The 24947-nt window shown below is 73.9% G+C and carries 29 protein-coding genes; 14 read left to right on the top strand and 15 right to left on the bottom strand.

Going from position 1 to position 24947, the window contains the following annotated elements; all coding sequences use genetic code 11:
- The first annotated feature begins 11 nt into the window (after positions 1-11).
- On the top strand, positions 12-1409 hold the full coding sequence (locus FSW04_RS05325) for a cytochrome P450 (RefSeq protein WP_146917016.1): 1398 nt from the start codon (positions 12-14) through the stop codon (positions 1407-1409).
- Positions 1410-1418: 9 nt separating this feature from the next.
- On the opposite strand, the gene FSW04_RS05320 is transcribed toward FSW04_RS05325, so the two are convergent.
- A complete protein-coding gene (locus FSW04_RS05320) occupies positions 1419-3650 on the bottom strand; it encodes a WD40/YVTN/BNR-like repeat-containing protein (RefSeq protein ID WP_187369267.1) in 2232 nt (743 codons plus the stop codon).
- 104 nt (positions 3651-3754) lie between these two features.
- On the opposite strand from FSW04_RS05320, the gene FSW04_RS05315 reads away from it, so the two are divergent.
- Entirely contained in the window at positions 3755-4789 is a 1035-nt protein-coding gene (locus FSW04_RS05315; RefSeq protein WP_146917011.1) for a 6-phosphofructokinase, read from the top strand.
- Between the two features lie 25 nt (positions 4790-4814).
- Here the strand turns inward: FSW04_RS05315 and FSW04_RS05310 are convergent, their stop codons facing one another.
- Positions 4815-5945: an aldo/keto reductase gene (locus tag FSW04_RS05310; protein ID WP_146917009.1), complete on the bottom strand. Its 1131-nt coding sequence runs from the start codon at positions 5943-5945 to the stop codon at positions 4815-4817.
- Positions 5946-6017: 72 nt separating this feature from the next.
- On the opposite strand from FSW04_RS05310, the gene FSW04_RS05305 reads away from it, so the two are divergent.
- Positions 6018-6695 carry a class I SAM-dependent methyltransferase gene (locus FSW04_RS05305; protein ID WP_146917006.1) on the top strand — a complete coding sequence of 226 codons (678 nt, stop codon included), beginning with the start codon at positions 6018-6020 and terminating at the stop codon, positions 6693-6695.
- On the opposite strand, the gene FSW04_RS05300 is transcribed toward FSW04_RS05305, so the two are convergent.
- From FSW04_RS05300 to FSW04_RS05280, 5 genes are read right to left on the bottom strand one after another with little or no spacing between them, the layout of a single operon-like run.
- Positions 6692-7402, bottom strand: a complete 711-nt coding sequence (locus tag FSW04_RS05300; protein WP_146917004.1) for an enoyl-CoA hydratase — start codon at positions 7400-7402, stop codon at positions 6692-6694. The two genes, FSW04_RS05305 and FSW04_RS05300, sit on opposite strands and share 4 nt — an antisense overlap.
- A 10-nt stretch (positions 7403-7412) precedes the next feature.
- The gene (locus FSW04_RS05295) at positions 7413-8303 is read right to left on the bottom strand and encodes an LLM class flavin-dependent oxidoreductase (protein ID WP_146917002.1); all 891 of its coding nucleotides are present in this window, start codon (positions 8301-8303) and stop codon (positions 7413-7415) included.
- Between the two features lie 40 nt (positions 8304-8343).
- Positions 8344-9441, bottom strand: a complete 1098-nt coding sequence (locus tag FSW04_RS05290; protein WP_146917000.1) for an acyl-CoA dehydrogenase family protein — start codon at positions 9439-9441, stop codon at positions 8344-8346.
- A gap of 2 nt (positions 9442-9443) precedes the next feature.
- Entirely contained in the window at positions 9444-9887 is a 444-nt protein-coding gene (locus tag FSW04_RS05285; RefSeq protein ID WP_146916998.1) for an acyl-CoA dehydrogenase family protein, read from the bottom strand.
- Complete coding sequence (locus FSW04_RS05280) at positions 9884-10654, bottom strand: acyl-CoA dehydrogenase family protein (protein WP_187369266.1); 771 nt, start codon at positions 10652-10654, stop codon at positions 9884-9886. Before FSW04_RS05280 ends, FSW04_RS05285 begins: the two co-directional genes overlap by 4 nt.
- A 63-nt stretch (positions 10655-10717) precedes the next feature.
- On the opposite strand from FSW04_RS05280, the gene FSW04_RS05275 reads away from it, so the two are divergent.
- The gene (locus FSW04_RS05275; RefSeq protein WP_146916994.1) at positions 10718-11215 is read left to right on the top strand and encodes a VOC family protein; all 498 of its coding nucleotides are present in this window, start codon (positions 10718-10720) and stop codon (positions 11213-11215) included.
- Between the two features lie 180 nt (positions 11216-11395).
- Here FSW04_RS05275 and FSW04_RS05270 read toward each other — a convergent pair whose 3' ends face one another.
- The 3 genes from FSW04_RS05270 to FSW04_RS05265 all read right to left on the bottom strand — a co-directional run bounded on the left by FSW04_RS05270 (position 11396) and on the right by FSW04_RS05265 (position 13992).
- The gene (locus FSW04_RS05270) at positions 11396-12745 is read right to left on the bottom strand and encodes an MmgE/PrpD family protein (protein ID WP_146916991.1); all 1350 of its coding nucleotides are present in this window, start codon (positions 12743-12745) and stop codon (positions 11396-11398) included.
- Positions 12746-12848: 103 nt separating this feature from the next.
- Complete coding sequence (locus FSW04_RS25680) at positions 12849-12998, bottom strand: hypothetical protein (protein ID WP_187369265.1); 150 nt, start codon at positions 12996-12998, stop codon at positions 12849-12851.
- Positions 12999-13092: 94 nt separating this feature from the next.
- Positions 13093-13992 (bottom strand): acyl-CoA dehydrogenase family protein, encoded by a 900-nt coding sequence (locus FSW04_RS05265; protein WP_146916989.1) that lies wholly within the window; start codon positions 13990-13992, stop codon positions 13093-13095.
- Between the two features lie 266 nt (positions 13993-14258).
- Here FSW04_RS05265 and FSW04_RS05260 point away from each other — a divergent pair, with 266 nt between their 5' ends.
- Both FSW04_RS05260 and FSW04_RS05255 read left to right on the top strand, forming a co-directional pair.
- Entirely contained in the window at positions 14259-14669 is a 411-nt protein-coding gene (locus FSW04_RS05260; protein ID WP_146916987.1) for a YciI family protein, read from the top strand.
- A gap of 7 nt (positions 14670-14676) precedes the next feature.
- On the top strand, positions 14677-15870 hold the full coding sequence (locus FSW04_RS05255) for an RNA polymerase sigma factor (protein ID WP_146916985.1): 1194 nt from the start codon (positions 14677-14679) through the stop codon (positions 15868-15870).
- 16 nt (positions 15871-15886) lie between these two features.
- On the opposite strand, the gene FSW04_RS05250 is transcribed toward FSW04_RS05255, so the two are convergent.
- From FSW04_RS05250 to FSW04_RS05235, 4 genes are read right to left on the bottom strand one after another with little or no spacing between them, the layout of a single operon-like run.
- The gene (locus tag FSW04_RS05250; protein WP_146916983.1) at positions 15887-17545 is read right to left on the bottom strand and encodes an AMP-binding protein; all 1659 of its coding nucleotides are present in this window, start codon (positions 17543-17545) and stop codon (positions 15887-15889) included.
- A 12-nt stretch (positions 17546-17557) separates the two neighbouring features.
- Positions 17558-17941 carry a nuclear transport factor 2 family protein gene (locus FSW04_RS05245; RefSeq protein ID WP_187369264.1) on the bottom strand — a complete coding sequence of 128 codons (384 nt, stop codon included), beginning with the start codon at positions 17939-17941 and terminating at the stop codon, positions 17558-17560.
- The gene (locus tag FSW04_RS05240; RefSeq protein ID WP_146916979.1) at positions 17934-18755 is read right to left on the bottom strand and encodes an alpha/beta fold hydrolase; all 822 of its coding nucleotides are present in this window, start codon (positions 18753-18755) and stop codon (positions 17934-17936) included. The genes FSW04_RS05245 and FSW04_RS05240 overlap by 8 nt, the downstream gene beginning before the upstream one ends.
- The gene (locus tag FSW04_RS05235) at positions 18752-19432 is read right to left on the bottom strand and encodes a hypothetical protein (RefSeq protein WP_146916977.1); all 681 of its coding nucleotides are present in this window, start codon (positions 19430-19432) and stop codon (positions 18752-18754) included. Before FSW04_RS05235 ends, FSW04_RS05240 begins: the two co-directional genes overlap by 4 nt.
- A gap of 87 nt (positions 19433-19519) precedes the next feature.
- Between FSW04_RS05235 and FSW04_RS05230 the strand changes: the two genes are divergently transcribed.
- The 8 genes from FSW04_RS05230 to FSW04_RS25675 all read left to right on the top strand — a co-directional run bounded on the left by FSW04_RS05230 (position 19520) and on the right by FSW04_RS25675 (position 24415).
- On the top strand, positions 19520-20554 hold the full coding sequence (locus tag FSW04_RS05230) for a DUF7064 domain-containing protein (protein WP_146916975.1): 1035 nt from the start codon (positions 19520-19522) through the stop codon (positions 20552-20554).
- A 320-nt stretch (positions 20555-20874) separates the two neighbouring features.
- Positions 20875-21060, top strand: coding sequence for a hypothetical protein (locus FSW04_RS05225; RefSeq protein WP_146916973.1), 186 nt, complete (start codon positions 20875-20877; stop codon positions 21058-21060).
- A gap of 80 nt (positions 21061-21140) precedes the next feature.
- Entirely contained in the window at positions 21141-21371 is a 231-nt protein-coding gene (locus FSW04_RS05220; protein ID WP_146916971.1) for a hypothetical protein, read from the top strand.
- Positions 21368-21595: a hypothetical protein gene (locus FSW04_RS05215; protein WP_146916969.1), complete on the top strand. Its 228-nt coding sequence runs from the start codon at positions 21368-21370 to the stop codon at positions 21593-21595. Before FSW04_RS05220 ends, FSW04_RS05215 begins: the two co-directional genes overlap by 4 nt.
- 206 nt (positions 21596-21801) lie before the next feature.
- Complete coding sequence (locus FSW04_RS05210; protein WP_146916967.1) at positions 21802-22467, top strand: hypothetical protein; 666 nt, start codon at positions 21802-21804, stop codon at positions 22465-22467.
- Between the two features lie 131 nt (positions 22468-22598).
- A complete protein-coding gene (locus FSW04_RS05205) occupies positions 22599-22823 on the top strand; it encodes a hypothetical protein (protein ID WP_146916965.1) in 225 nt (74 codons plus the stop codon).
- A gap of 130 nt (positions 22824-22953) precedes the next feature.
- The gene (locus FSW04_RS05200; RefSeq protein WP_146916963.1) at positions 22954-24183 is read left to right on the top strand and encodes an RNA polymerase sigma factor; all 1230 of its coding nucleotides are present in this window, start codon (positions 22954-22956) and stop codon (positions 24181-24183) included.
- Positions 24184-24247: 64 nt separating this feature from the next.
- Complete coding sequence (locus tag FSW04_RS25675; RefSeq protein WP_187369263.1) at positions 24248-24415, top strand: hypothetical protein; 168 nt, start codon at positions 24248-24250, stop codon at positions 24413-24415.
- A 19-nt stretch (positions 24416-24434) separates the two neighbouring features.
- Here FSW04_RS25675 and FSW04_RS05195 read toward each other — a convergent pair whose 3' ends face one another.
- Complete coding sequence (locus FSW04_RS05195) at positions 24435-24644, bottom strand: hypothetical protein (protein ID WP_146916961.1); 210 nt, start codon at positions 24642-24644, stop codon at positions 24435-24437.
- Positions 24645-24947: the final 303 nt, after the last annotated feature.

Below are 24947 nucleotides of genomic sequence, written 5' to 3'. Positions count from 1 at the left end.
GCTCCCCGGCGATGCCGCCCGTCGTCGCCGCCCCGCCCCCGCCGGCGTACACCAACCCCGTCGGCAAGATGCTGCACGACGTGCGCCGCGAGCGCGCGGCCGAGGTGCCGTTCCCGGCCGGCGACACGCGGTTCTCCATGGCGCGGACGATGCGCTTCACCCGCGACCCGCTCGGCCTCCTGCTCGACGCCTACGAGCGCTACGGCCCGGTCTTCACGCTGCGGATCTTCCACAGCAACGTGGTGTTCATGCTCGGGCCCGAGGCCAACCACTACATGCTGGTCTCCCACGCGCGCAACTTCACCTGGCGCGACGGCCACATGGGCGACCTCATGCCGTTCCTCGGCGACGGCCTGCTCACGATCGACGGGCCGTTCCATCGCGCCTCGCGCATGGCGATGCTGCCCATGTTCCACCGCGAGCGCATCGTGGCGATGCAGGAGCTCATGGTGCAGGAGGTCGACGCCGCCCTGGAGACCTGGCAGGACGGGCAGCGCCTGGACCTGTACGCCTGGACGCGCGACCTGGCGCTGCGCATCGCGATGCGCGCGCTGTTCGGCATCGACCCCGAGCACCACCGCGGCCGCATCGACGCCGCGCACGAGTTCGAGACCGCCCTGGGCTACTGGTCCAAGGACTACGTCCTGCAGATCCTCCGCGGCCCGGGCTCGCCGTGGAGCCGCATGCTGCAGGCCCGCTCGCGGCTGGACGAGATCGTCTACGGCGAGATCGCGCGCCGCCGGCGCACCGGCCGGCGCGGCGAGGACCTGCTCTCCCTGCTGCTCGACGCCCAGGACGGCGACGGCGTGGAGCTCACCGACCGCAACATCCGCGACGAGGTCATGACGCTGCTGTTCGCGGGCCACGACACCACGACCTCGACGATCGCCTTCCTCTTCCACGAGCTGGCCCGCCACCCCGAGCTCGCCGAGGCGCCGGGCTTCGACCTCGACCTCGCCGTGGAGGAGACGCTGCGCATGTACCCGCCGGCGTGGATCGGGCCGCGGCGCTCCGTGCAGACGTTCGAGCTGCACGGCGTCACGGTCCCCGGCGGCGTGCCCGTCGAGTACAGCTCGTGGGCCAGCCACCACCTGCCCGACGTGTGGGACGAGCCCGCCGCGTTCCGGCCGCAGCGCTTCGCGCCCGAGGCCCGCGAGCGGCTGCCCAAGGGGGCCTACGTCCCGTTCGGCGGCGGCTCGCGCACGTGCATCGGCATGCGCTTCGGGCAGGCCGAGATCGGCATCATCGCCCGCCGCATCCTCGGGCGCTTCCGCCTGGACCTCGAGCCCGGGTACGTGCTGCGCGTGCGCCAGAGCCCGACGATCGGCCCGCGCGACGGGCTGCCCGTCCGGCTACGGGCCGCCGCGCCGGCGGCGGGCACCGGCTCGGCGCCGGTGCTCGCCGCCTGACCGCGGCGCCTACTTCCTGGTGGCCTTGCCGACCTTGACGGTCAGCACCTTGGAGCCATCGCCGTGCGAGCGGAAGTCGCCCTGCCACTGGGCGACGAACAGATTCGTGCCCTTCGCCAGGTTCCAGCTCGAGGTGAACGACCCGTTGGCGCTGACGGTCACCGTCTGGGCGTGCCAGCGGGTCGAGCCCGGACGGCGCCACGAGACCGTGACGCGCTCATTGCCCTGGGCCGGCTTGAGCTTGCCGGTGACCACGATGTGGGCGGGCTTGGTGTAGCGCGCCTTGGGGGCCGTGATCGTCAGGTCGCTCGCGCTGCCCGAGTCGCCGCCCGCGGTGCTGTAGAGCAGCGACTGGGCGCCCCCGAGCAGGTAGTCGGTGCCCGCGCCGGCGGCCACCCCGCCCTGCGCGATCGGCGTGGAGACCACGAACTGCGGGTGCCACGTCGTCCCGCCGTCGTCGGTGCGCAGCAGGAAGCCCGTGGGCCGGCGCACGTCACCGAAGCGGTTGATGACCAGATACCCGCGACGGGCCGAGGAGAACGACATGCTGGTGGCCTGGTCGGTCCCGACCCCCGGCAGCTCCTGCCAGGACTTCCCGCCGTTGGCCGTCCGGTACAGCCGCCCGTTCGTGTCGAGCATGAACCCGTGCGTGGCGTCGGCGAAGTCTGCGCCGCGGATCCCGAGGCGGTTGACCAGCTTCCTGCCGCGCCGGACGTAGCGGCCCGGCTTGCGCAGCGCCGCCCACGTCTTGCCCGCATCGGTCGAGCGCAGCAGGTCCTGCGGCCCATAGACCACGACCGCCGTGCCCGCGCGGTCGACCTCGGCCAACGGCGCGCGGGCGACGGCGCCCTTGACGTTGTCGAAGGAGCCCCCGGCATCGACCGAGCGCCGCACGCCGGTGGGCCCGATGACCATGACGGTCTTCGCGTCGGGCGCGTAGACCGCGTTGGGCCGCGCGGTGGATCCCGTGTTCAGCGTCGCCCAGCTGCCTCCGCCGTCGTTGGTGGTGAACAGGCCACCGGCCACGTCCAGGGCGTAGCCGTCGGTGTTCGTCGGGAACGAGACGTCGCGGACGTCCTGGGAGGTCGTCACGTTGCCGCGCGTCCAGGTCTTGCCGCCGTCGATCGTCCGGCCCAGCGTGCCGTCCGGGCCCGGGGCGAACGCCGAGCCCGGTACGCGCCCGGCGCGCACGCGGGTGAAGCTGCCGATGAGCCGGCCGCCGACGCCGTGGTAGGTCACGCCGGCGTCGTCGGAGACGACGGTCGAGCCCTGCTCGCCGACGGCCGCCAGGCGCGTCGGGGTCGCGAAGGCCGCGGCGTGGATCGGGTCCGTCGACGGCGAGGAGAACGTCAGCGGCGTCTCGGCGCCGTCGGTGGTCACGCCGACCGACGTGCCCGTCGACGTCGTCACGACGCAGAGCTTGTCCGTCGCGCAGCGGATCGACGTGAGGTTCTGCGGGCCGGGGCCGCCGACCGCCTTGGCGTTCCAGGTCGCGCCGCCGTCGGTCGTCTTGAGCAGCAGGGACTGGTCGCCGACCGCGTAGCCCGTCGACGGGCTCACGAAGACGATGGCGTTGACCGAGCGGTTGGTGTTGGACACCGAGCGCCAGTTGACGCCCGAGTCGACCGTGCCGTAGATGTTGCCGTCCGAGGTGGTCGCGAAGCCGGCCGTGTCGCTGACGAAGACGATGTCGGTCGGGGCCGCGCCGCCGCCGACGGTCCGGGTGCCGGGCAGCGCCGTTCGCGCGGTGAAGCGCGAGCCGCCGTCGGTCGTCTCGAAGACGAGGCCCTTGGCCTCGACGACGTAGCCGTGGGTGGCCGACGTGAACCACATCGCGGCGAGGTTGGAGTCCGCGGGGCAGTCGGACTCGACGGGGGTGAAGGCGATGCGCGAGAACGTCGCACCGCCGTCGGTCGACAGCCGCGCCACGCAGCCGCCGCCGGCGACCACCGTGTTGGCGTCCAGCGCCTGGACCTCGCTGAGGTTGGAGAACGTGCCGGCGGGCAGACCGCTCCAGGAGGCGCCGCCGTCGGCGGTCTTGAGCAGGGTGCCGAAGTCGCCGACCGCGAAGCCGGTCGTGCCGGCGAACGTCATGGCGCGCAGGGTGTTGCCCTGGGGCAGGGGGTTGCCCCAGAGCCAGCCCGAGGACCCGACCTGCACGTTGGCGGAGGCCCCGCCCGGAAGCGCCGCCAGCGCGCCCGCGACCACGGTCAGCGCCGCTCCCCATCGCAACGATCTCATCCCTTGCCGTCTCCTGAGTCGGTGGTGCATGTGCCGCTCGAACGCACCAGGCGCGGGGAAGTTACGCGCCACCGGCGCTGGACACCGGGCCTAGGATCGTGGCCATGGCGCGCATCGGGATGCTCACGGGCGGCGGGGACTGCCCCGGACTCAACGCGGTCATCCGGGCGGTGGTGCGCAAGGGCCTGATGGATGGGCACACGGTCTTCGGCTACCACTACGGATGGGCCGGCGTGCTGGCGGCGGAGGGGCGCGAGCTCACGCAGGCCAGCACGAACGGGATCCTGCCCCGTGGCGGCACGATCCTGGGCAGCTCGCGCACGAACCCGTTCTCGGAGGGCGGTCCGGGGATCGACGGCGTGCGAGCGGGCCTGGAGCGCCACGGCGTCGACGTCCTGGTCCCGATCGGCGGCGAGGACACGCTCGGCGTGGCCGCGCGCCTGGCCGAGGCCGGCATCCCGGTCGTCGGCGTGCCCAAGACGATCGACAACGACCTCAAGGGCACCGACTACACGTTCGGGTTCCAGACCGCGGTGCAGATCGCCACCGACGCGATCGACCGGCTGCACACCACCGCCGAGTCGCACAACCGCGTCATGGTGCTCGAGGTCATGGGCCGCCACGCCGGGTTCATCGCCGCCCACGCGGGCATGGCCGGCGGCGGCGACGTGATCCTCGTCCCCGAGCGGCCGTTCGGCATCGAGGAGGTCTGCGGGCACCTGCGCCGCCGCCACGCGCTCGGGCACACGTTCTCGATCGTGGTCGTCTCGGAGGGGGCCACGCTGAAGGAGGGCTCGCTGTCGACGGCGGGGGCCGGCCAGATCGACGCGTTCGGCCACGAGCGCCTGGGCGGCATCGCGGTGACGCTCGAGCGCGAGATCGAGGAGCGCACTGGCTACGAGACCCGGATGACGATCCTCGGCCACGTGCAGCGCGGCGGCACGCCGACGGCGTTCGACCGCGTGCTGGCCACGCGCTTCGGGGTGGCGGCCGCCGAGGCCGTGACCGCCGGGAGCTCGGGCGTGATGGTCGCGCTGCACGGCACCGACATCGTGCAGGTGCCGATCTCCGAGGCGCTCGGGGAGCCCAAGACGCTCGACGACAAGTTCTTCGCCGACGCCGCGGTGTTCTTCGGCTGAGCGGCGGAGCCTCGCCCCCGGGGGCTCAGGCGGGCTGCAGGGCGCCCGGCGCGATGTCCCAGCGCGCGCCGACCGCCTCGAGCTCGGCGTCCAGGGTCCAGCGGTCGGCGACCGCCGCGCCCTCGTGGTCGGGCACGCCGCCCTTGAGCGCCATGCAGCGCGTGTTGTCGCCGATGGCGCGGATCTCCGCGACCTCCTCGGGGCTCAGCACGACCTCGGTGGGCGTGGCCGCGAGGTCCTCGCGCTGGGCCTCGACGGGCTTGGCGCCGTCCCAGGCCTCCTGGATGAGCGTCGGCACGACGCACGCCACCGCCGGATGGGCGAGGTTCCACTGGGCCGCGAGCTGCAACGTGGAGAGGCCGTGGCGCTCGGCGATCGGGCGCAGGCGCTCCAGGCGCTCCGTGCCGGCCTCGATCCAGCCGGCGGGGCGGAACGCGCGGTGGTCGCGCGGTGCCAGCGGCAGGCCGGGACGCAGGTCGTCGTGGAAGATCCCGCCGTAGTCGGTGACGCGGGTGATGACCTGCACGTCGTGGGCCTCGGCGGCCGGCAGGACGAGCTCGCCGGGCCAGGGCTCGAACGGGTTGAGGATGACCATCGCCCAGTCGATGAGGGCGCCGTGGCGCTCGAAGCAGTCGATGACGTCCAGCGTGAAGCCGTTGGCGGGGCCGGGAGCGATGCCCAGGCGGCGGGTGAGGCCCGCGTCGCGCAGGGCGGCCATGCCCTCCCAGACCGCGTCGTGCGTGTAGCCCGTGCGGTCGGGGTTGTGCAGCAGCAGCACGTCGAACGCGTCGGCGCCCAGGCGCTGGAGGCTGCGCTCGGCGGCCATGCGCAGGTAGGCGCCGTACTCGCCGGGGCCGCGCAGGCGCGGGTCGGTGAAGCGCGGGAAGCCCTTGGCCCCCTCGCGCTCGCCGTCGTAGAAGTCGTGCCCGACGGCGCCGACGAGGCAATAGGCGTCGCGGTCCAGCCCGGCGAGCGAGCGACCGAGCAGCGCGTCGGCGGCGCCGGCGCCGTAGGCGTCGGCCGTGATGACCGTGGGGATCCGCTCATCGGGGCGCAGGAGGTCGAGCAGGCGCGCCTCCTCGATGGGGGCGCCGAAGTGCATGAAGTGACCGCCGGACCAGGTGCCGAGCGCGGTGTGCGTGGGTTCGATGGGCATGCACCTGGAGGGTACGCCCGCAGGCTCCCGGGCGGTCGACAGATCGTCCGTTATCGCATACGGTTGTACGTCATGTGCGACAGCCCGTCCGCCGCGCCCACGTTCGAGGCCCACGCCGCCGGCTACGACGGCCCCCGCCGCAAGCTCATCCCGTCCTTCGACGCGTTCTACGCCACCGCCGTCGCGGCGCTGGACCTGCTGCCCGCGCCGCCGCGCCGCGTCCTGGACCTCGGCGCCGGCACGGGCCTGCTCGCGGGCTTCGTCGCCGCCGCGCACCCGGGCGCCGAGCTGCACCTGCTCGACGGCGCCCCCGCGATGCTCGAGCAGGCCCGCGAGCGGCTGGGCCCGGACGTGGTCCTGCACGCCGGCGACCTGCGGGCGCCGCTGCCGGCCGGGACGTTCGACGCGGTCGTCTCGGCCCTGGCCATCCACCACCTCGACGACGCCGCCAAGCAGGACCTGTTCGCGCGCGTGCACGCCGCGCTGGCGCCCGGCGGCGTGTTCGTCAACGCCGAGCAGGTCGCGGGGCCCACGCCGCGCTTCGAGGCCCACTACCGCGCCTGGCACGAGGCGACCTCGCGCGCGCTGGGGCTCACGGAGCAGGAGTGGGGCCGGGCGCTGGAGCGGATGGCCCACGACGACTGCGCGCCGGTCGGCGACCAGCTGGCCTGGATGCGGGCGGCCGGCTTCGACGCCGACTGCCTCATGCAGGACGTGCGCTTCGCGGTGCTGGTCGGCGTCCGGCCCTAGCCGCCGGGCAGGCGCGAGGTGTCCAGACCCTCGCCCTGGAAGCGCAGCGCGGCCGTGCGCTCCAGCGCCAGCGCCTCGGCCAGCGGGAGCCCGGCGCCCTCGCGCATCAGCGCCACCGTGGCGCGGACGGCCGCCTGCCCGCAGTCCGAGATGGCGGCCGCCATCGCCAGCGCGCGGTCCAGGAGCTCGTCGTGGGGCACCACCGCGTTGACCAGGCCGATGGCCAGCGCCTCGGGGGCCTCGACGAAGCGGCCCGTGAGCAGCATCTCGGCCGCCCGCCGGTCGCCGACCGCACGCGGCAGCCGCGCGCTCTGGCCCCAGCCCGGGAGGAACCCGAGCCGCGCGTGGGTGTCGGCGAAGCGCGCCCGCTCGGAGGCCACGAGCAGGTCGCACATCATCGCGAGCTCCAGGCCCCCGGTGACCGCCGCGCCGTTGACCGCGCCGATCAGCGGCTTGCCGATGACCGGCAGCGGCGACGTGTACTCCGGCATCACGCCGGTGCGCGCGAGCTCGCCGGTGTCCACGCCGCCGCAGAACGCGGGGTCGGCGCCCGTGACGACCACGACGTCGACCGCGTCGTCGGCGTCGGCCGCGCGCAGCGTCGCGTGCAGCGCGGCCAGCAGCTCGGCGCTGAGCGCGTTGCGCTGCTGCGGGCGGTTGAGGGTGACGAGCAGCGCCCGCCCGTGGGTCGCGGTCTCCAGCACCATGGCCCGGGCGTCAGAGCATCTGCGCCGCGAACTGGCGCACGACGTCCAGCGCGTCGGACGCCGGGAACGGGAACACGGCGAACAGGTCGGCGCCGGCGCCGGCGTACTCCTGCACGGTCGGCGCCATCGTCGAGGCGGTGATGTGGGGCGGCGGCTTGCCGTGGGCCATCGCGATGTCGGGGTCGTCGCGCATCCGGTCGGGCAGCACGAGCACGGCGGTGCCGTAGGTGATCTGGTCGGCCCGGCCGAGCGCCTGCGCCGCCTCCTCGATGAGGGCGCGGTTGGCGGCGTAGCGGTCGGGATAGAGGTTCCACGGGATCCAGCCCTGGCCGACCTCGGAGACCGCCGAGCGCGCGGGCTCCTTCCAGCCGCCGACCCACAGCGGCGGGTGGGGCTGCTGCACGGGCTTGGGGGCGACGACGGCGTCGTGGGCCTTGTAGTACTGGCCGTCGAAGTCCACGCGGTCCTCGGTCCACAGCCTCAGCATGAGGTCCACGCCCTCGCGCATGCGCGCGATCCGCGACTCCTGCGTGCCGAACTCGGTGTCCAGCACGCCGTAGGAGCCCTCGGACCAGCCGACCCCGACGCCGACGTCGATGCGACCGCCCGAGAGGTTGTCGATCGTCGCGATCTGCTTGGCCAGCAGCGCCGGCGGGCGCAGGGAGATCGGCGTGACGGCCGTCCCCAGGCGGATCGTCGAGGTCTTCGCCGCCACGTGGCTGATGAGCGACCAGCTCTCGACCGTGGTCTCCTCGAGCCCCTGCTTCTCGGCGTAGGGGTTCATGATGTGGTCGGTGTAGAAGACGTGGTCGTAGCCCAGCGCCTCGGCCTCGACGGCGATCTGGATCATCACGTCCTGGGTGAACGGCGCCCAGTTCGGTACGACGACGGCGTAGCGCATGCGTCTCCTCGGCTCGCGGAACCCGCGCGAGCCTAGCCGCTCACAGGCCGAGCGCCAGGGCGATCGACTGGCGGTACCGCCAGCCCGCGCCGAGCATCCGCGCGGCCGCCCGCGCGCGCCGCAGGTACAGGTGCGCGTCGTGCTCCCACGTGAAGCCGGCGCCGCCGTGCAGCTGGATCGCAGCCTCCCCGGCCGCGATCCCCGCCGTGGAGGCCTGCAGCAGCGCCGCCCGGGCCAGGACCGGGGCGTCCGGCGCGCCGGCGTCGGCCAGCCGCGCGGCCTGGCGGACCGCGGCGCGCGCGGCCTCGACCTCCAGGAGGAGGTCGACGCAGCGGTGCTTGACCGCCTGGTAGGCCCCGATGGGCCGGCCGAACTGCGTCCGCGTGCCCGCGTAGGCGACGGTCTCGGCCAGACAGTGCGCCGCGCCGCCGGTGAGCTCGGCGGCGATCGCGATCGCGCCGACGGTGACGACCTCCTCGACGACGGCCCGCGCCTCGTCGCCGGCGGCCAGCAGCTCGACGGGCCCGTCGAGCACGACGGTGGACGCCGGGCGGGCGGGGTCCAGCGCGGCCTCGGCGACGAGGCGGGCCACCCCACCGGCCGCCGGCCCCGCGGTGACCAGGAGCGCGTCGCCGTGCTCGTCGGCCGCGGCGAGCACGAGCAGGTCGGCGCCGACGGCACCCACGACGCCGGCGGCGCTGCCGGTCGCGCGCGGCGCACCACCGTCGCGCGTGACGACCGGGCCCTCGCCCAGCGAGACCGCGACGCGCAGCGTGCCCGCCGCCAGCGCCGCCAACGGGTCGGGCTGGGTCGCACGCAGGGCCACGGCGCCGAGGACCGCCGTGGAGAGGTAGGGGTCGGGCAGCAGCGCGGCGCCCATCGCCTCCATGAGCAGCGCGGCGTCCAGCACGGACCCGCCGGCGCCGCCCGCCGCCTCGGGGACGAGCAGCCCGAGCCATCCCATCTCGGCCAGCTCGGCCCAGACCGCCGGGTCGAACGGATCGTCGCGCTCCATCGCCGCGCGGGCGCGCGCGGTCGGCGGCTGGCGGGCCAGCCAGCGCTCGGCCTCCTCGCGCAGGACGGTCTCCTCCCAGCTGAGCGGGAGCTGCAGGTCGCGGGTGATCGGACGGACGGTCATGGTCAGCGCGGGAGCCCGAGGATGCGCTCGCCGATGACGTTGCGCTGGATCTCCGAGGTCCCGGAGTAGATCGTGGCGGCACGGGCGGCGAGGTAGTCGTGGGCCCAGTCGCGGTGACCGGCACAGCCGGCGCCGACGACGTCGAGGCCGAACGCGGTGACGTCCTGCAGCAGCTCGCTCCACAGGAGCTTGAGGTAGGAGCCCCAGTGGCTGATCTGCTCGCCGCGGTCCAGCGCCAGCGCCCGGCCGAGGTTGAACTGGCCGAGGGCCTGGCAGCGGCCCCAGAGCTCGACGAAGCGCGGCCGCAGCTCGGCGCGCGCCCCCGGCGCCAGGACCCCGGCCGCGTCAGCCTCCCGGACGTGGCGGCGGATGGCGTCCAGGCGGGCGACGAGCCGCGAGTGGTCGGTGAAGCCCTGGTCGGAGCGCTCGAAGTCGAGCATCGTCATCGACACCGCCCAGCCGTCGTGCGCGTCGCCGATGAGCGCGTCCAGGGGGCCGTCGCCCCGGCGAAGAACACCTGGGCGAACTCCGGGTCCCCGGTCGGCTGGGGCAGGCGCGTGATGACGACGCCGGGCTGGGCGAGCTCGCAGATGATGAGCGACAGCCCGTCGTAGCGGCGCTCGCCGGCGGGGTCCGCGGTCCGGGCCAGCACGAAGCAGTACCGCGCCCAGTGGGCGTGCGTGGTCCACACCTTCTCGCCGTCGATGACCCAGGACCCGGCGCCGTCGTCGACCGCGCGGGTCTTGACGGAGGCCAGGTCGGAGCCCGAGCCGGGCTCGGAGAAGCCCTGGCACCAGATGTCCTGGGCGGTGAGGATCCGCGGCAGCAGGCGCCGCTTGAGCTCCTCGGTGCCGTGGACCATGAGCGTCGGCCCGGCGAGCAGCAGGCCCGGGGTGTTGACGAGCTCGGGCGCCCCGGCCCACGCGAGCTCCTCGTAGTAGATGAACTGCTGCAGCGCGTCGGCGCCGCGGCCGCCGTAGGCCTCGGGCCAGGCGATGCCCGCCCAGCCCGCCTCGGCCAGCTCGCGCTGCCAGGCCCGACCCCAGGCGAAGCGCTCGTCGGGGTCGGCCGGCGGGGGCTCGCGCGGCACGTGCTCGCCCAGCCAGGAGCGCAGCTCCCGGCGGAAGCGGTCGTGCTCGCCGGTGAACCGGAACCCCATCTCCGCCAGCGCCGGCCAGCCGTGCGGTCGGTCAGGACTCGTCGCGGTCGCCATGGGCGCGCCGACGCTAACAGAGCGCGCGCGGGCGACGGTAGGCTCGCGCCGCGAGGAGGCGCGGTGACGATCGCCAACGACCATCAGGCCGTCCGGGTCACGGACATGGAGCGCTCGACGCGGTTCTACGTCGAGGCCTTCGACGCGACGGTCCTCACGCGGCCGTTCGTCATCGAGGGCGACTTCGCCGAGGCGATGATGGGCGGCCCGCCCGGCGTGCGCTTCCGGATCCGCCACCTGCGCTTCGAGCAGGGCGTCGTCGAGCTGTTCGAGTTCCTCGAGCCGGTGGTGCGTGCCGAGCCGGCGCACGGCAGCCGCGCGAGCATCCTGCACCTCGGCTTCCGGGTCGACGACGTCGACGCCACCGTCGCGCGTGTGCTGGACGCCGGCGGCCGGCTGCTGCTGCCGGTGACCGCGTGGGGCGGCGCGCGCCTGACCTTCTGCGCCGACCCCGACGGCAACGTGGTCGAGCTGGCCGACGCGTCGATCGAGCAGCTTGTCACGGCCACGGTCGCGGCCTTCCCCGAGGCGGCGCCGGACGCGCCCGACGCGGTCGCCTAGGGCCCCTCCGCCGGCGCCCGCTCGGCATCGGCGGCCGGCTGCTCCTCGCCGCGGACGAACAGCGACGCGCTCGCGGCCCGCGAGCCGAACCCCGACAGCCGGGCGAGCAGCGCCATCGCCCGGTATCGCCCGGGCGACCGCCGCGCCGTCGGGCCCGCTACGCGAGCGCGGTGCGGTCCACTACGGAGCGACCGGCGCCACGACGTCCAGCAGCGCGCCCAGGTGCGGGAGCTCCTCGAGGCGCTCGACGAGATCGACGCACGTGGCGACCTCGTCCGCGCTGAGGATCCCGTCCGTGTAGAGGGCGAACAGGTCGACGAACTCCTCGTGGGAGAGCGGGTCGGGCCGCGAGCCGTGGATGTGCTCGCGGATGCGCTGCAGCTCGCGGCCGTCCCTGAGCCGGACGGTGACGCCGTTGGGCGCGGCGAGCATCAGCGGCGACCAGTCCTCGTGGACGTTGATGGAGACCTTGGCCCGCGCCTGCACGTAGCGCGGCTCGTCGATCGCGCCGATGTTCGCGAACGTGATGTCGCCGTCGACGAGCACGGCGCCCAGGCAGTGCTGGTAGCTGAACTTGGCGTCGCCCATCGACAGCGGGTCGGGCCGGTCGTTGAACACGTCGTACGGGCTGATCTCCGTGACGAGCGACTCGACGTCGTCGGCGCCGAAGCCGTGCTCGCGCATGAGCTCGCGCAGCGCGTCGGCGGGCTTGTGGATGCACGAGCAGGCCGGGTACTTCTTGACGCAGATGTCCATCATCGACCACGTCTCGCCGAGCCCGGCGAGGATACCGTCGGCGAAGACGTTCTCGGGGCCCACGAGCTTGTCCAGGTAGCCGCGCAGGTCCGGGTTGGAGCTCAGCCCGGCGGCGGCGGCCTCCACGGCCATGATGGCCTGCAGGCACTGCATGGCAGACTCCAGGCAGTGGGCGTCGTAGCCGAAGTTCGTCTCGGTGACCATCGCGGTCGAGAGCACCATGCCCATCGCGTTCACGGTCTGCTCGTGCGTGAGCCCCATGACGCGGGCGGCCGCCGCGGCGGTTCCCACGGCGGCCGGGACGCAGTAGAGCCCGCGCGCCGCGGCGTCGAAGTCCGAGCTGCGGGAGTGGACCTCGAGCCCGATGACGATCGCCGCCAGCGTGTCGCGCCCCGAGAGCCCGAGCTTGTCGGCGAGCGTGAGGATGACCGGGACGATCGCGATGTCCCAGGCCACCCCGTGCTCGAGCCGGTCGTCCTCGGTCTCCGTCGCGTGGGCGACGAAGTTGCTGAGGAACACCCCCTCCCAGAGCGACGTGCGGAAGTCGCAGCCGACGACGCGCACCTCCTCCGGCAGCCCCTTGCGGCGCACGAGCTCGACCATCTGCGGGCCGGGCGAGAACCGCGCGCCCGCGACCATGCCCGAGATCGTCTTGAGCGTGAGGTGGCGCGCGTACTCGACGACCTCGTCGGGCACGTCCTCGAGCCTCGCGTCGAGGACGAACCTCGCCAGGGCCTCCAGCTCCGTGATCGTCGCCGTCTCCGCGTCCGCCATGTCCCCTCCTGTCCGCCGGCCTGCCCCGGTGGGGCGGCGCCGGTCTACCGGAGGGTCGGTGGGCGTGTCAAGGAGACCGGACGGTCCGCGCCGGCGCCCGGGCTCAGATCGCCGCGGTGAACGACTCGCGCAGCGCGTCGTCGACCTCGCCGTGGGCGACCGGCTCCAGCCGGCTGCTCATGAGCCCGATGACCGCGGCCGGGACCAGCGTCCACAGGCGGATGGCCGTTCTCGTGTAGTCCAGGGCGCGCATGGGTGGTCCGATCAGCAGGAGGGTCGACTCGTCCGGGGCTCCCGCCGCTCCCGGACTCGTCCAGGCCGCCTGGCGGCGACGGACCACCGAAGCATCACAGACCGGCGGCCGCGGCGACCTGGCAGGGCGGCCAGGTCCGCTCCTGCACCGCCTCGGCCTCGTCCAGCAGCGCGAGCAGGCCGGCCTCGTCCGGGGCGGCCATCGCGTCCAGGCGCGCCGCGAGCCGCAGCAGGGCCGGCGCCGCGACGCGCGGCGAGGCCGCGGCGCCCAGCAGGCGCGCGATCAGCTCGCGGTCCAGCTCGTCGATCGCATCGCGCCAGGGCGCGCCGGTGCCCAGGGCGTCGGGCACGAGCGCCACGCCGTCCAGCGTCACGGTGTGCAGGCCGGGGCCGCGCAGCGCCGCGGCGGGCGCGACGCCGTCGACCGCCAGGCCGGGCGCGGCGACCGGGACGAGCACGTGGGCCCGGCAGGCGCCGTCGTCCTCGCCGGTGTAGGTCACCGGGATCGACAGGACGCTCGCCACCGGCCCGATCGCGCAGACCAGCGCACGCCCGTCCACGCGCCAGCCGCCGTCGGTGCGCGTGGCGACGGGGATCGGCCCGGGCGCCGAGCGCCCGCTCGCGCCGAGCGCGGCGGCGAGCACGACGCCTCCGCGGGCGACGAGCCGCATGGGCGCCTCGAAGGCCCGGGCACGGGCATGCTGGTCGGAGCGGATGGCGCGCCGCCACGAGCGCGCGAGGCCCAGCACGGCGACGAGGTGCGGGGTGACGCCGCGGGCCAGCGCGGGGTCGCCGCGGGCCAGCGCGGGGTCGCCGCGCGCCAGCCGCGTCGAGGCCAGCACGACGTCGTGCACCGACGTCACGCCCAGCCCGCCGCGCGAGGCGGGGATCGGCGCGCTGAGGTAGCGCGCGTCGCGCAGCGCGGCGGCGTGCCCGCGCGTCCCGTGGCCATGGACCGCCGCCGTGATGGCGAGCTCCTCGGCCAGGGCGACCAAACGCGCTCCGCGCCGTGTCGCGGCCCGGCCTGCCGTGCCGGGCCGCCGGCCGCGTCGCGGCCAGCTCTGCGGGTCCGTCGGATCCGTCCGTCGGTCGGTCTCGATCATGGGCGCAAAGGTACGATCGGCCTGCCTTCCCGGACATCGGGAGACTTCCCTATCTTTGGCGCGCCCAGGGGGTGGGGAATGTCGAGGGACGCCGGCCGGCTCCGCTCACACGGTGAAGGGCCGCCACGGGCGCGGCCCACGACGCCAGGAGACCCACGATGCCCAAGTACCTGCTCCTCAAGCACTACCGCGGCGGCCCGCAGCCCCACCACCCCTTCCCGCCGATGGACCAGTGGGCCCCGGAGGACGTCGAGGCGCACATGGCCTTCCTGCGCCACGTCAGCGCGACGCTCGAGGAGCGCGGCGAGCTGGTCGGCGTGCAGGCGCTCACCCCGGAGCGCACCTGGGTCCGCTACGGCGGCCCGGGCGCGGCGCCCGTGACCACCGACGGCCCGCACCCCGAGACCAGCGACCTCATCGCGGGCTGGTTCATGATCGACGTGGAGTCGCGCGAGCGCGCGCTGGAGATCGCGGCCCACGTCTCCTCGGAGCCGGGCCCGGGCGGCGGGCCGCTGTACGAGTGGATCGACGTGCGCGAGATCATGTCCGGGCGGCCCGCCGACGACTGACGCCGGCGTGCGCGACGAGCCGACGGCACCGCTGGACGAGGGCGCCCTGCGCGCGCTCGTCCCCCGGGTGCTCGCGGGCCTGGTCCGGCGGGGCGAGGACTTCGACGCCGCCGAGGACGCCCTGCAGGAGGCGCTCCTCGAGGCGCTGCGCGTGTGGCCCGGGCACCCGCCGGGCGATCCGCGTGCGTGGCTGACGACCGTCGCGACGCGGCGGCTCGTCGACGCCCGCCGCAGCGAGGCCGCACGGCACCGCCGCGAGGAGGCGGTGGCCGCGCAGCCGCCGCCGGGCGAGGCGGCGCCCGGCGAGGGCGACGACACGCTGTTCCTGCTCTTCTGCTGCTGCCACCCGGACCTCGCGCCCGCCTCGCAGGTGGCGCTGACCCTGCGCGCGGTCGGCGGCCTGACCACCCGCGAGATCGCCGACGCCTTCTTCGTACCCGAGGCGACGATGGCGCAGCGGGTCAGCCGCGCCAAGCGCACCCTCGCCGGGCGCCCGCTGGACCGGCCCGGCGACCTCGCCGTCGTGCTTCGGGTGCTCTACCTCGTCTACACCACCGGCCACACGGCTCGCGTGGACCTGGCCACGGAGGCGATCCGGCTGACGCGCCGGCTCACGCTCGCCACGGAGGAGCCCGAGGCACGCGGGCTGCTGGCGCTCATGCTCCTCAACCACGCCCGGCTGCCGGCGCGGTTCGACGCCGAGGGGCGCATCGTCACGCTGGACCGCCAGGACCGCAGCCGCTGGGACACCCGTCAGATCGCCGAGGGCGTGCGCGTCCTGCAGTCGGCGCTGGCCGTGAGGCGCCCCGGCCCCTACCAGGTGCAGGCCGCCATCGCCGCCCTGCACGACGACGCGGCGAGCGCCGCGGAGACCGACTGGCCGCAGATCCTGGCCTGGTACGACGACCTCGTCGCCCTGACCGACGACCCGGTGCGCCGGGACCCCGCCGCGGTGCTGGGGCGCGCGGTCGCGGTCGGCCACGTCCTCGGCGCCGCGGCCGGTCTGCGGGAGACCGACCGCCTGCGCGACGTACTCGGCGACCGCCACCGCTGGCACGCGGTCCGCGGCCATCTGCACGAGCTCGGCGGCGACCCGGCGGCCGCCGCCACGGCCTACGCCGAGGCCGCGCGGCGGGCGACGGTCGTCGCCGAGCGCGACCACCTCGTCCGCCAGGCAGCCCGGGCGCGGGCCGCGGTCTGACCGACCGCACAAGCGCTCAGGGGGTCGTCCCCCGCGGGCCGCCGGCGCCGAGCTGCTCGGCGGCCCAGCGGCGCAGCTCGGCCGTTCGGATCTTGGTGCCGTTGGTGCCGACGGTGACCGGGAAGGCGTCGATGACGTTGATCCTCGCCGGCACCTTGAACGGGGCCAGGCGCTCCGTGGCGAAGGCGCGCAGCGCGTCCTCCTCGAGGACGGCACCCGCGCGCGCGGTGACGTAGGCGACCGCGAGGTCCTCCCCCGTGCCCGCCCGCACCCCGACGACCTTGGCCACGTCGACGGACTCGTGGGAGGCGAGGAAGCGCTCGATCTCCGCGGGCTCGACCAGGAACCCGCGCAGGCGCAGGGCGTCGCCCGCGCGGCAGGTGTAGACGAAGTCGGCGCCCTCGCCCGTCAGCGCGCCGAGGTCCCCCGAGCGAAACCAGCCGTCCCCGGTGAACGCGGCCCGCTGCGCCCCGGGGCGGCCGAGGTAGCGCTGGAGCACGTTGTAGCCGCGGAACTGCAGCTCGCCGACCTCGCCCGGCCCCAGCGCCGTGCCCGAGCCGGGATCGGCGACCCGGACCTCGATGCCCGCCGACACGGGGCGCCCGCCGGGACGCCCGCGCTCGGGCGCCGGCAGGTCCTCGGGCCAGATCGCCGTGAGCGCGAAGAGCTCCGACGACCCGTAGAGGCCGCTGATCGACGCGCCCAGCTCGCGCTCGGCCCACGCGACGATCTCGGTGGCCCGGCCCGCGAAGTCGGCGATGCCCCCGCGACGGAAGGCGCGCAGCGGGCGCGGATCGGCGGTCCAGGCGTCCTTGAGGGCGCCGAGCAGGTCGTCGCCGCCGACGGCGTGCGTCACGCCGAGCTCGTCCATGCCCGCCAGCACCGACGCCGCGTCGAACACCGGCTCGAGCAGCACGGTTCCACCGGCGGCAAGGCAGCCCATCACCGGGTTGAAGCCGAACACCCCCGACAGCGGGAGCACCCCGAGGAAGACGTCGCCGGGCCGGAAGCCGATCGCCTCGGCGTCGTTGCGCGCGTGGTCGGCCACCGCCGCCTGGTCATGGCCGGCCAGCTTGGGCACGCCGGTCGAGCCCGAGGTCGTGAAGCAGTTGAGCAGGTCGCCCGGCCGGCCCACCGCGGGCGGTGCGGCCGTGCCCGCGGCGGGCTGCAGCGCCCAGGCGCCCGCGCCGGCGTCGAGCCCGGGCGCGTCGCCTGGCGTGCCGCGGACGACGGCGACCCACGGCGCCGCGATGCCGTCGTCGCGCTGGGCCAGCTGCGCCATCGCGCCGCGCAGGCGCCCGGCGAAGTCCAGGTCCAGGAACGAGGCGGGCGCGACGATGCCGACCGGCCGACCCTGGGCGAGGAGGTCGGCGACCTCGTGCACGCCGTAGCGGGTGTTGACCCCCAGGTTCACGGCGCCCAGCCGGGCGAGCGCGTACTGCACGACGAGCGCCTCGGTCCAGTTGGGCAGCCACACGGCGACCACGTCGCCGCGGCGCACGCCGTGCTCGGCCAGCTGCGCCGCCGCCGCCCCGGCCGCCGCGCGCAGCTCGGCGTACGACAGCCGCGCGACGCCCTCGGCGTGGTCGCGCTCGATGACGGCGGGCGCGTCGGGCGTCCGCCCGGCGACCTCGTCGAGCAGCGCCGTCAGGGTGCCGGCGGCCGCGGCCGTCATCCGCCCGCGGCCCTACGTCCCCTTCGGGGCGTGCACCTGCAGCCGCCGCGCGCTGAACTTCCAGCCCTCGTCCGTGCGCACGAGCTCGTCGGCGTAGATGCCGAAGATCGCGACCTTGAAGCCCGCGTCCACGTCGAGGTAGATCAGGTGGCTGCTCGACGTCGCGCGGTCGCCGTCGACCTCGATGATGAAGTCGCTGGTGACGTGCCGGCCGTCGACGCCGAACGTGGTCAGCAGCTCCTCGAGCTCGGCGTGCCCCTGGAAGCTGCGCCCCGCGTTGGAGCGCTCGAAGAACCCGTCCTCGGTCCACGTCGCCAGGTAGCCCGGCACGTCGACGCTGTCGAACGCGCGGTTGTAGCGCGCCGTGAGCTGCTTGATCGCCTCGATGTCATCCATCGCCCGTCTCCTCCTCGGTCGGACCGAGCGCCCGCAACCAGGTCGCGAGCAGCTCGGGGAACCCCTCGATCTCCTCCATCGGATAGTGCCCGACGCCCGCCAGCTCCTCATAGGCGGCGCCCGGGATCCGGCCGGCCGCCCAGCGCGTGTCGGCCAGGTCGATCCAGAAGTCGTCCTCGCCCGCCACGAGCCGGACCGGGCAGGCGATCGCACCGAGCCGGTCGCGCAGGTCGTGGCTCGTCCACGCGATCAGGTCCGCCGCCGAGACGACCGGGTCCTCGCGGCGGTGCATGGCCGCGATGCGCGCGGCGCGTTCGGGCCCGACCGCGCGGCCCACGCAGGCCAGCGTGCCGAGGTAGGTGCGGTCCGAGCGGCTCGGCGACGCGGCGTCCTCGAGGCTGCGCTCCAGGCCGCGGACCGACAGGCGGCGGTTGTGGGCGTCGGCGGCCATCGCGACCACGCCGCGCGGCGCCACGCCCGGGTCGAGCGCGAGCTCCAGCGCGAGCTTGCCGCCGATGGAGCATCCGACGACGAACGGGTGCTGCGCGCCGAGGCGATGCAGCAGCACCGCGAGCCACCGGCCGTGGCGGCGCAGGTCGCGCACCGGGCCGCCGAGCGGGCTCTCCGAGCGCCCGTGGCCGGGGAGGTCGGGCGCGATGACGCGGTAGCCGTGGGCAGGCAGCGCGTGGAGGACCTCGCGCCACTGCGCGCCGGTCTGCCCGGCGGTGTGCAGGCAGAGCACCGGCGGCCCGTCGCCGGCGACCTCCGCGAAGCCGACGGCACCGTCGATCTCGTGGTACTCGGCGCGGATCATGCGACGCCCCCGGGTGCGGCGAGGGCGCGTGTCGCGTCGACGATCGCGACGAGGGCCTTCGTGAGCCGCAGGTACTCGTGGGCGTTGCCCGACACCGAGAAGCGGCCCAGGGTCGCGCGCGCCATGAACTCGTTGCGCGCGGCGAGCGCCAGCTCCGTCCACTCGAGCTCGCTCGCGGCGAGGGTGAACGTCGCGCCCAGCGGCGTCGAGCGCGCGGCCTCGAGCACGCGGCCGCGGTACACGCGCAGCTGCACCTCCTCGCTGCCGGCGCGCAGCCCGAGCGCGCCGTCGAAGGTGCGCGTGGCCTCGGCGAAGGCGGGATGCGCGTCCAGCGCCGGGACGAGGAGGCGCCCCCAGCCCACGGAGCAGAAGTCGAGGGCGACGGCGGGATCGGGGTCGGGCGCGAGCCCGCGCGCGGGCACCAGCGCGGTGCTCGTCGCCTCCTGGACCACGGTGCCGTCGCGGTCGCGCACGAGGCGATGGCGATGCACGTGGCCCGCCTGCTCGGTGCGATGGCGCCGGCAGCGGGTGACGATCGTCTCCACCGTCGCCGGGTCGCCCTCGGCCACGAGGCGCCAGCTCAGCTCCAGGGTCCCGGGGTCGTCCGGGAGCCGGCTGGCCTCCGTGTCGGAGATTGACCGCCGGCCGACCTGGTAGTCCTCGAAGCGCTCGCTCACCGCCTGTTCACGGCGGTCACCGTAACCCAACCCGACTGGCGCATCTGCCACTTGCCCGGCGGCGCGACGGCTGCTGGGGTGGGGGTCATGTCCGCCGCCCCCAACGTCCACCTTCCCGAGGGCTTCGTCCTCACGCCCGAGGACGAGTCGATGCACACGCCCGACGACCTCGTGAACTTCAACGAGAGCGTCTACTGCAGCGGGTGGGACCCGAAGCTCAAGGCCGGCGTGTGGATGCGCCTGGGCAACCGCGTCAACGAGGGCCACGCGGAGCTCTCGCTCGTCGCCTACCTGCCCGATGGCCGCCTGGCCTGCCAGTTCAAGCGGCCCAAGATCTCCCACAACGACGCCTTCGACGCCGGTGGGCTGCGCTACCGCTGCCTCGAACCGTTCCAGCGGATCGAGATGGTCTACGAGGGCGAACTGCTCGTGCTCGAGGATCCCGAGCTCCTGCGCGACGCCAAGGCCCTGTTCGCGTCGGCCCCGCGGGTCCAGGGCTCGATGCGCCTCGAGGCCACCGCCGTCTCGCCTGCCCACGGCGGCGAGCCCACGTCGCGCGAGTACGCCGACCACATGCTCTACGGCTACGACTTCTCGCGCGGGCACTTCAACCAGCACGTGCGCTCGGTGGGCGAGATGGTCGTCGGCGACGAGCGCATCCCCATCGACGGCTTCGGCTGGCGCGACCACTCCTGGGGCCCGCGGTTCTGGCAGGAGATCTGGTTCTACCGGCTGTTCATGGTGAACTTCGGCGCCGACCGCGGGCTGATGCTCCTGCGCAACAACCTCGAGAGCGGGCGCACCAAGCGGCTGGGCGTCGTGCTCGTCGACGGCGAGTACGAGGAGGTCACCGACCTCGACGTCACGACCGAGTGGTCCGACGATCAGGAGCCCGTCAGCGTCACGGTCGGCTTCTCGACGGCCAGGCGCCGCGAGCTCGTCCACGGGCGTGTGCTGCGCATGGCGCCGCTGCGCAACCGCCGCAAGGCGGGCGATGAGACCCTCGTCTCGCGCGTGGCCGAGGGCTTCAGCGAGTGGACCTGGGGCGACCGCGTCGGCTACGGGATGATCGAGTACATCGAGCGCGTGCAGGACGGTGTGCCGGTCGGCTACCCCACCTGAGGGCCCGCGCCTCACCCGGCAGGCGCGAAGTGGGCGGTCCCGGACTTGAACCGTCCGGACGACGTCCCCGGTCACGGCACGGACGCCATCACCAGACGCGCATGGGCGGTCCCGGACTTGAACCGGGGACCCCTCGCTTGTAAGGCGTCGTGTCTAAACCTCTGGGAGTGCCCGGGTTGGGCCCTCAGAGCACGTCAGAACGGCGTCAACGGCACCTCCAAAGTCCCCTGCTGATCTCGCGCGGTTCGGGCCCGTGGGGGCCCGTTGGGCCACGTTTGACACAACGAATGACACAACGTCACCAACAGGGAGGAGTGGAGATGAAACCCGACGACCCGCTGCCCGCGCTCGTGGCCAGCATCGACCAGCTCGTCGCGCTCGCGCCGCATGCCGCCCGCGCGGCCCGCGGCCTGTTCGACGCGTTCCGCGCCGAGCAGTTCAGCGACAGCCAGGCGCTGTACCTGACCGCGGCCAGCACCCAGGACAACCCGCTGGAGGCTCCGTGAGCGCCGCACCTCATGTTGACAACGTTCCGGTGCGCGGCGTGGAAGTCGCCCTGGCACCTGGCCGCTAATGGTGGGCCAGGATGACGCTCGCCAGGGCTTGGACGGTGCACTGGTATGAGGACGACGGGTGGGGCAATGCGGTCCGCGAGCGGCCCACCTCCCTTTCCGAGCTGCTCGCCCTCTACCCCGGGGCCCGTGATCTGCTCATCGAGCGGCACGTCGAGGTCCTTCGGAACGCGGAGCGGTCGGTGGCCGTCGCCGCCGAGCACATCGCTCGGCACCGCGCAGACCTTGAGGGTCAGGCGCGATGACGGACGACGCCTGGGAGGCCAGGCAGCGCGCGATCGCCCGTGACCACGCGATCCCGCCGACGCCCGGCGTCAAGCCCGCGACCCGGCCGCAGCCGATGAACCCCGACGAGGTCCGCGTCGACGGCGTGCGCTACCCGGTGATCGGCGACGAGGAGCGCGAGTTTCGCTCATGCGGGGGCTCCTTTCGGCAGCTGGCCGGGAGTCAAGTCCCTGGCCGGGCTTGAGAGGGCGGACGCTTGTCGTGCCGACCCGCGGACGTCGGGTCGGGTCGCTCCGCGGATGAGTCACGACGAAGCCCTCATCAGACGTTGTCGGCATTGCGCGCGTCGCCCTGAAGCCGAAGTACCGCGAGCTGATCAAGGCCGCCAACAAGCGCACCCACACCGAGCTGGCGCAGAAGCTCAGCGACCGGGCCGCCGAGCGCAAAGCCGTGACGGCGTCCACGACGCCGGCCGACCCCGTGACGACGGCCAAGCGCGACCGCGACGCCCAGCTGCCCGAGCTCACCGACCAGGCCCACGGCGCCAACACCGACCTCGGCCACGCCCTGATCAACAACCTGGCCTTGGTCGACCCCGCCGACCTGACCGTCGCGCAGTTCTTTGTCTACGCGCTGCTCGGCGCCGACCACGCCAGCTCCCCATACACCCAGACCGGCGAGCGCGTCGCCCACATCGCCGCGGCCGGCGTGCGCCTCGTCGTCGAGGACCTCCGCGCCGACGTCACCAAGACGCGCAAGGACGGCACTCGAGGACGCCTGCGCTACGACTACGGCGACCACCGCGATCCCCAGGCCGCGATCGCCTGGATGTGGAAGTTCATCGACGCCGCCAAGACCGCCAGCGAGCTCTACGGCCGCGCGCTGGTCGTCATCGCCGCCGAGCAGCACGCCAGCCGACTCGTCGTCGCCGGAAGCCAGCGCACCCCCGCCAGCCGCTGGCCCTCGCACAAGGACCACGCCGCCAAGGGGTGGCAAGCTCGCCGGCCCCCACGTCCCCACGGTGCTGACGCAGCTCGAGCGCGCGGTCAAGCGCGCACACGACGACTACGAGCAGGCGCTGGCCGCCTCGCGCTTGTCCGAGTCCGCCGACGTTGACGTCGAATAGCCGTCCAGCGCGGGAGCGCGGGCCAAGCCGCCCCCGAGGGTGGCACGCCCTGACAGGCGTGCGGATGGCGGCGCACCGGCCCGCGCACCCGGCGCGGACCACCACAAGCAAGGAGACGACCATGCTTGGTCGCACCGCCCGAACCCCGCTGAGCCCGGTCCAACGCGAAGCACGCCGGCAAGCCGACCGCGACCGCCTCGAAGACGCCGCCCGCGCCCTGCTGACCAGCGACGGCTGGCAGCGCTGGATCCGCGTGCGCTCCAAGAACGGCCTCTCCCGATACAGCATCAACAATCAGCTGCTGATCGCGATCGACTGCTGGAGCCGCGGCATCACCCCGACCTAACGTCGCCGGGTTCGGCGCCTTCCTCACCCTCAACCGCTGCGTCCGCAAGGACCAGAAGGCAATCACGATCCTCGTTCCCGGCGCCATCAAGCAGCGCGACAGCAGCGGTGAGGAGACCGGCGAGAAGAAGGTGTTCTTCCGAACCGTTCCGGTCTTCGACGTCAGCATGACCGATCCGCTCCCCGGGACGGAGCCTATCCCGCTTGAACCACCATCAGAACCGATCGCCGGCGACACTCACACGCACCTGGTGGGCCCGCTGATCGCGCTCGCCGGCGAGCTCGGCTACCGCGCCGAGATCCGCGACCTGCCCACCGACGGGCCCGGCGGATGGTGCGACCCCAAGCACAAGGTCATCGTTGTCGCCGCCGGACCGGCCAACGCCCAGGTCCGCACCCTGGTCCACGATATCGCGCACGCCCTCGGCATCGGATACGCCGACTACCGCCGCGAGCAGGCCGAAGTCCTCGTCGACTGCGTCACCTACATTGCCTGCTCGTCAGCGGCCCTCGACATGGGAGGCGAGTCGATCGCCTACGTCGCCGGTTGGGGCGAAGACGGTGCGCTGGACGCGATCCGCGCCTATGCCGACATGGTCGACACTGTCGCACGTCGCATCGAGGACGCCATCGCGGCGCGGCCCGACCGCCGGGTCCACCGCGGACTGACGCGCGTGGGCCAAGGACTGCTGGCCCGCGATGACCGGGCGAGCCGGGCCGGTGCCAGATATGACCTGACGGTCGCCGCTTCGCGGCCGGCACCGGGCCCCGCTCACCCGGGCGGGGTCATGCAGCCCTCGACCCACAACGAACAGCCGACCCGCCGAGGCGACGAGGACTCGCTCTACCGTCGACATCACCGCAGTCTGCAGCGCTCCGTCGCGCGCGTCGTTCGCGCATCCCCGGAGCTGATCGAGGACGCCTGTCAGATGGCGTGGATGATGCTGCTGCGCAACCAGCCCGAACGCCACCGCATCTTCGCGTGGTTGCGCCGTGTCGCGATCAACGAGAGCTACCGACTCTCCGCGCTCGAACGCCGCACGACGAACCTCGACTACGCCGAGGCCACCGCGTCGCACGCCCTCGTTGGCGATGCCGAAGCACTCGACAGAGCCTGCGAGGCACGCGAAGCGCTGCGTGCGCTTGCGGCGCTGCCTGAGCGCCAGCGGCGAGATCTCACCCTCAAGGTCGCTGGGTACACGTACAAGGAGATCGCGCAGCTCACCGGGGGATCGCACCTACACGAACATCGACAAGACGATCGGCAAGGCCCGCGCGCACGTCCGACTCGAGCGTCTGCGGCAGCTACGGCCGACCAGTGGTCAGACCGCGAGCGAGGACGGCATCCAGGGGGCCAATAGCACCAGGGGAACCTCTTGAGGTCTGAGATGACCGACGCGATCGCGCACATCGACGGGAGGCTCCGTGCGACGCCTGCTGATTGACCTCGAAGTCCTGAGTTCCGGCGAGCAGCGCGATCTCGCCAACGCGTTGCTGCGCGCCGCGTGGAGCGCTGCGCTCGAGGAGACCCGGGTCATGCTGCTCGACCTGTTCATCGAGGTCGATCAGGACGTCCCCGACACAACTTCGTGACGCACGGAGCGCCGGCCGTCTAGCGATACAGCGGGTCGTCCTCAAGTTCGCAGGCGCGAGCACCGCCGGTCTTCGCAACGTGCTCGCTCGCGACCCAGAAGTAGCGGCCGTTCGGGCGACGGTTGTCGGCCAGGGCCGAAAGAACCTTCTCGGTGAACCCCGCGAGCGTGACTCCGCGGCAGCCGCGGTGGTGGTACTTCGGGCCGTCATTGACGGTGTCGGAGATCACGATGAAGCCTCCGAGTTGCCGGACGCGCTCCCAATCCGCGTAATGCCTCGGCCAGGAGAACTTCCGCGGAAGTGGTGGAGGCAGACGGCATTTGGGCGACCCCGTGCCCGCCCGACACTCGACGCGGGCGACATCTCACCCGCCCAGTCCGAGACCCCGGTGGCCGCGGTTGCGGCCTTCGGTTGCCACTCCGTCGGCCGAGTTGTCCGCCGTCGCCCGATAACCGCGGCCGCGATCGCAGGCGACACTGGCGGTCTTCGCCCACCCCACCGGGTAGGCGTGGGAACTTGCCCTGGACGCTGC

Source organism: Baekduia soli, from assembly GCF_007970665.1.
GTDB lineage: Bacteria > Actinomycetota > Thermoleophilia > Solirubrobacterales > Solirubrobacteraceae > Baekduia > Baekduia soli.
The sequence above is the reverse complement of the archived record's forward strand: the minus strand, read 5'-3'. Positions and strand labels throughout refer to the sequence as shown.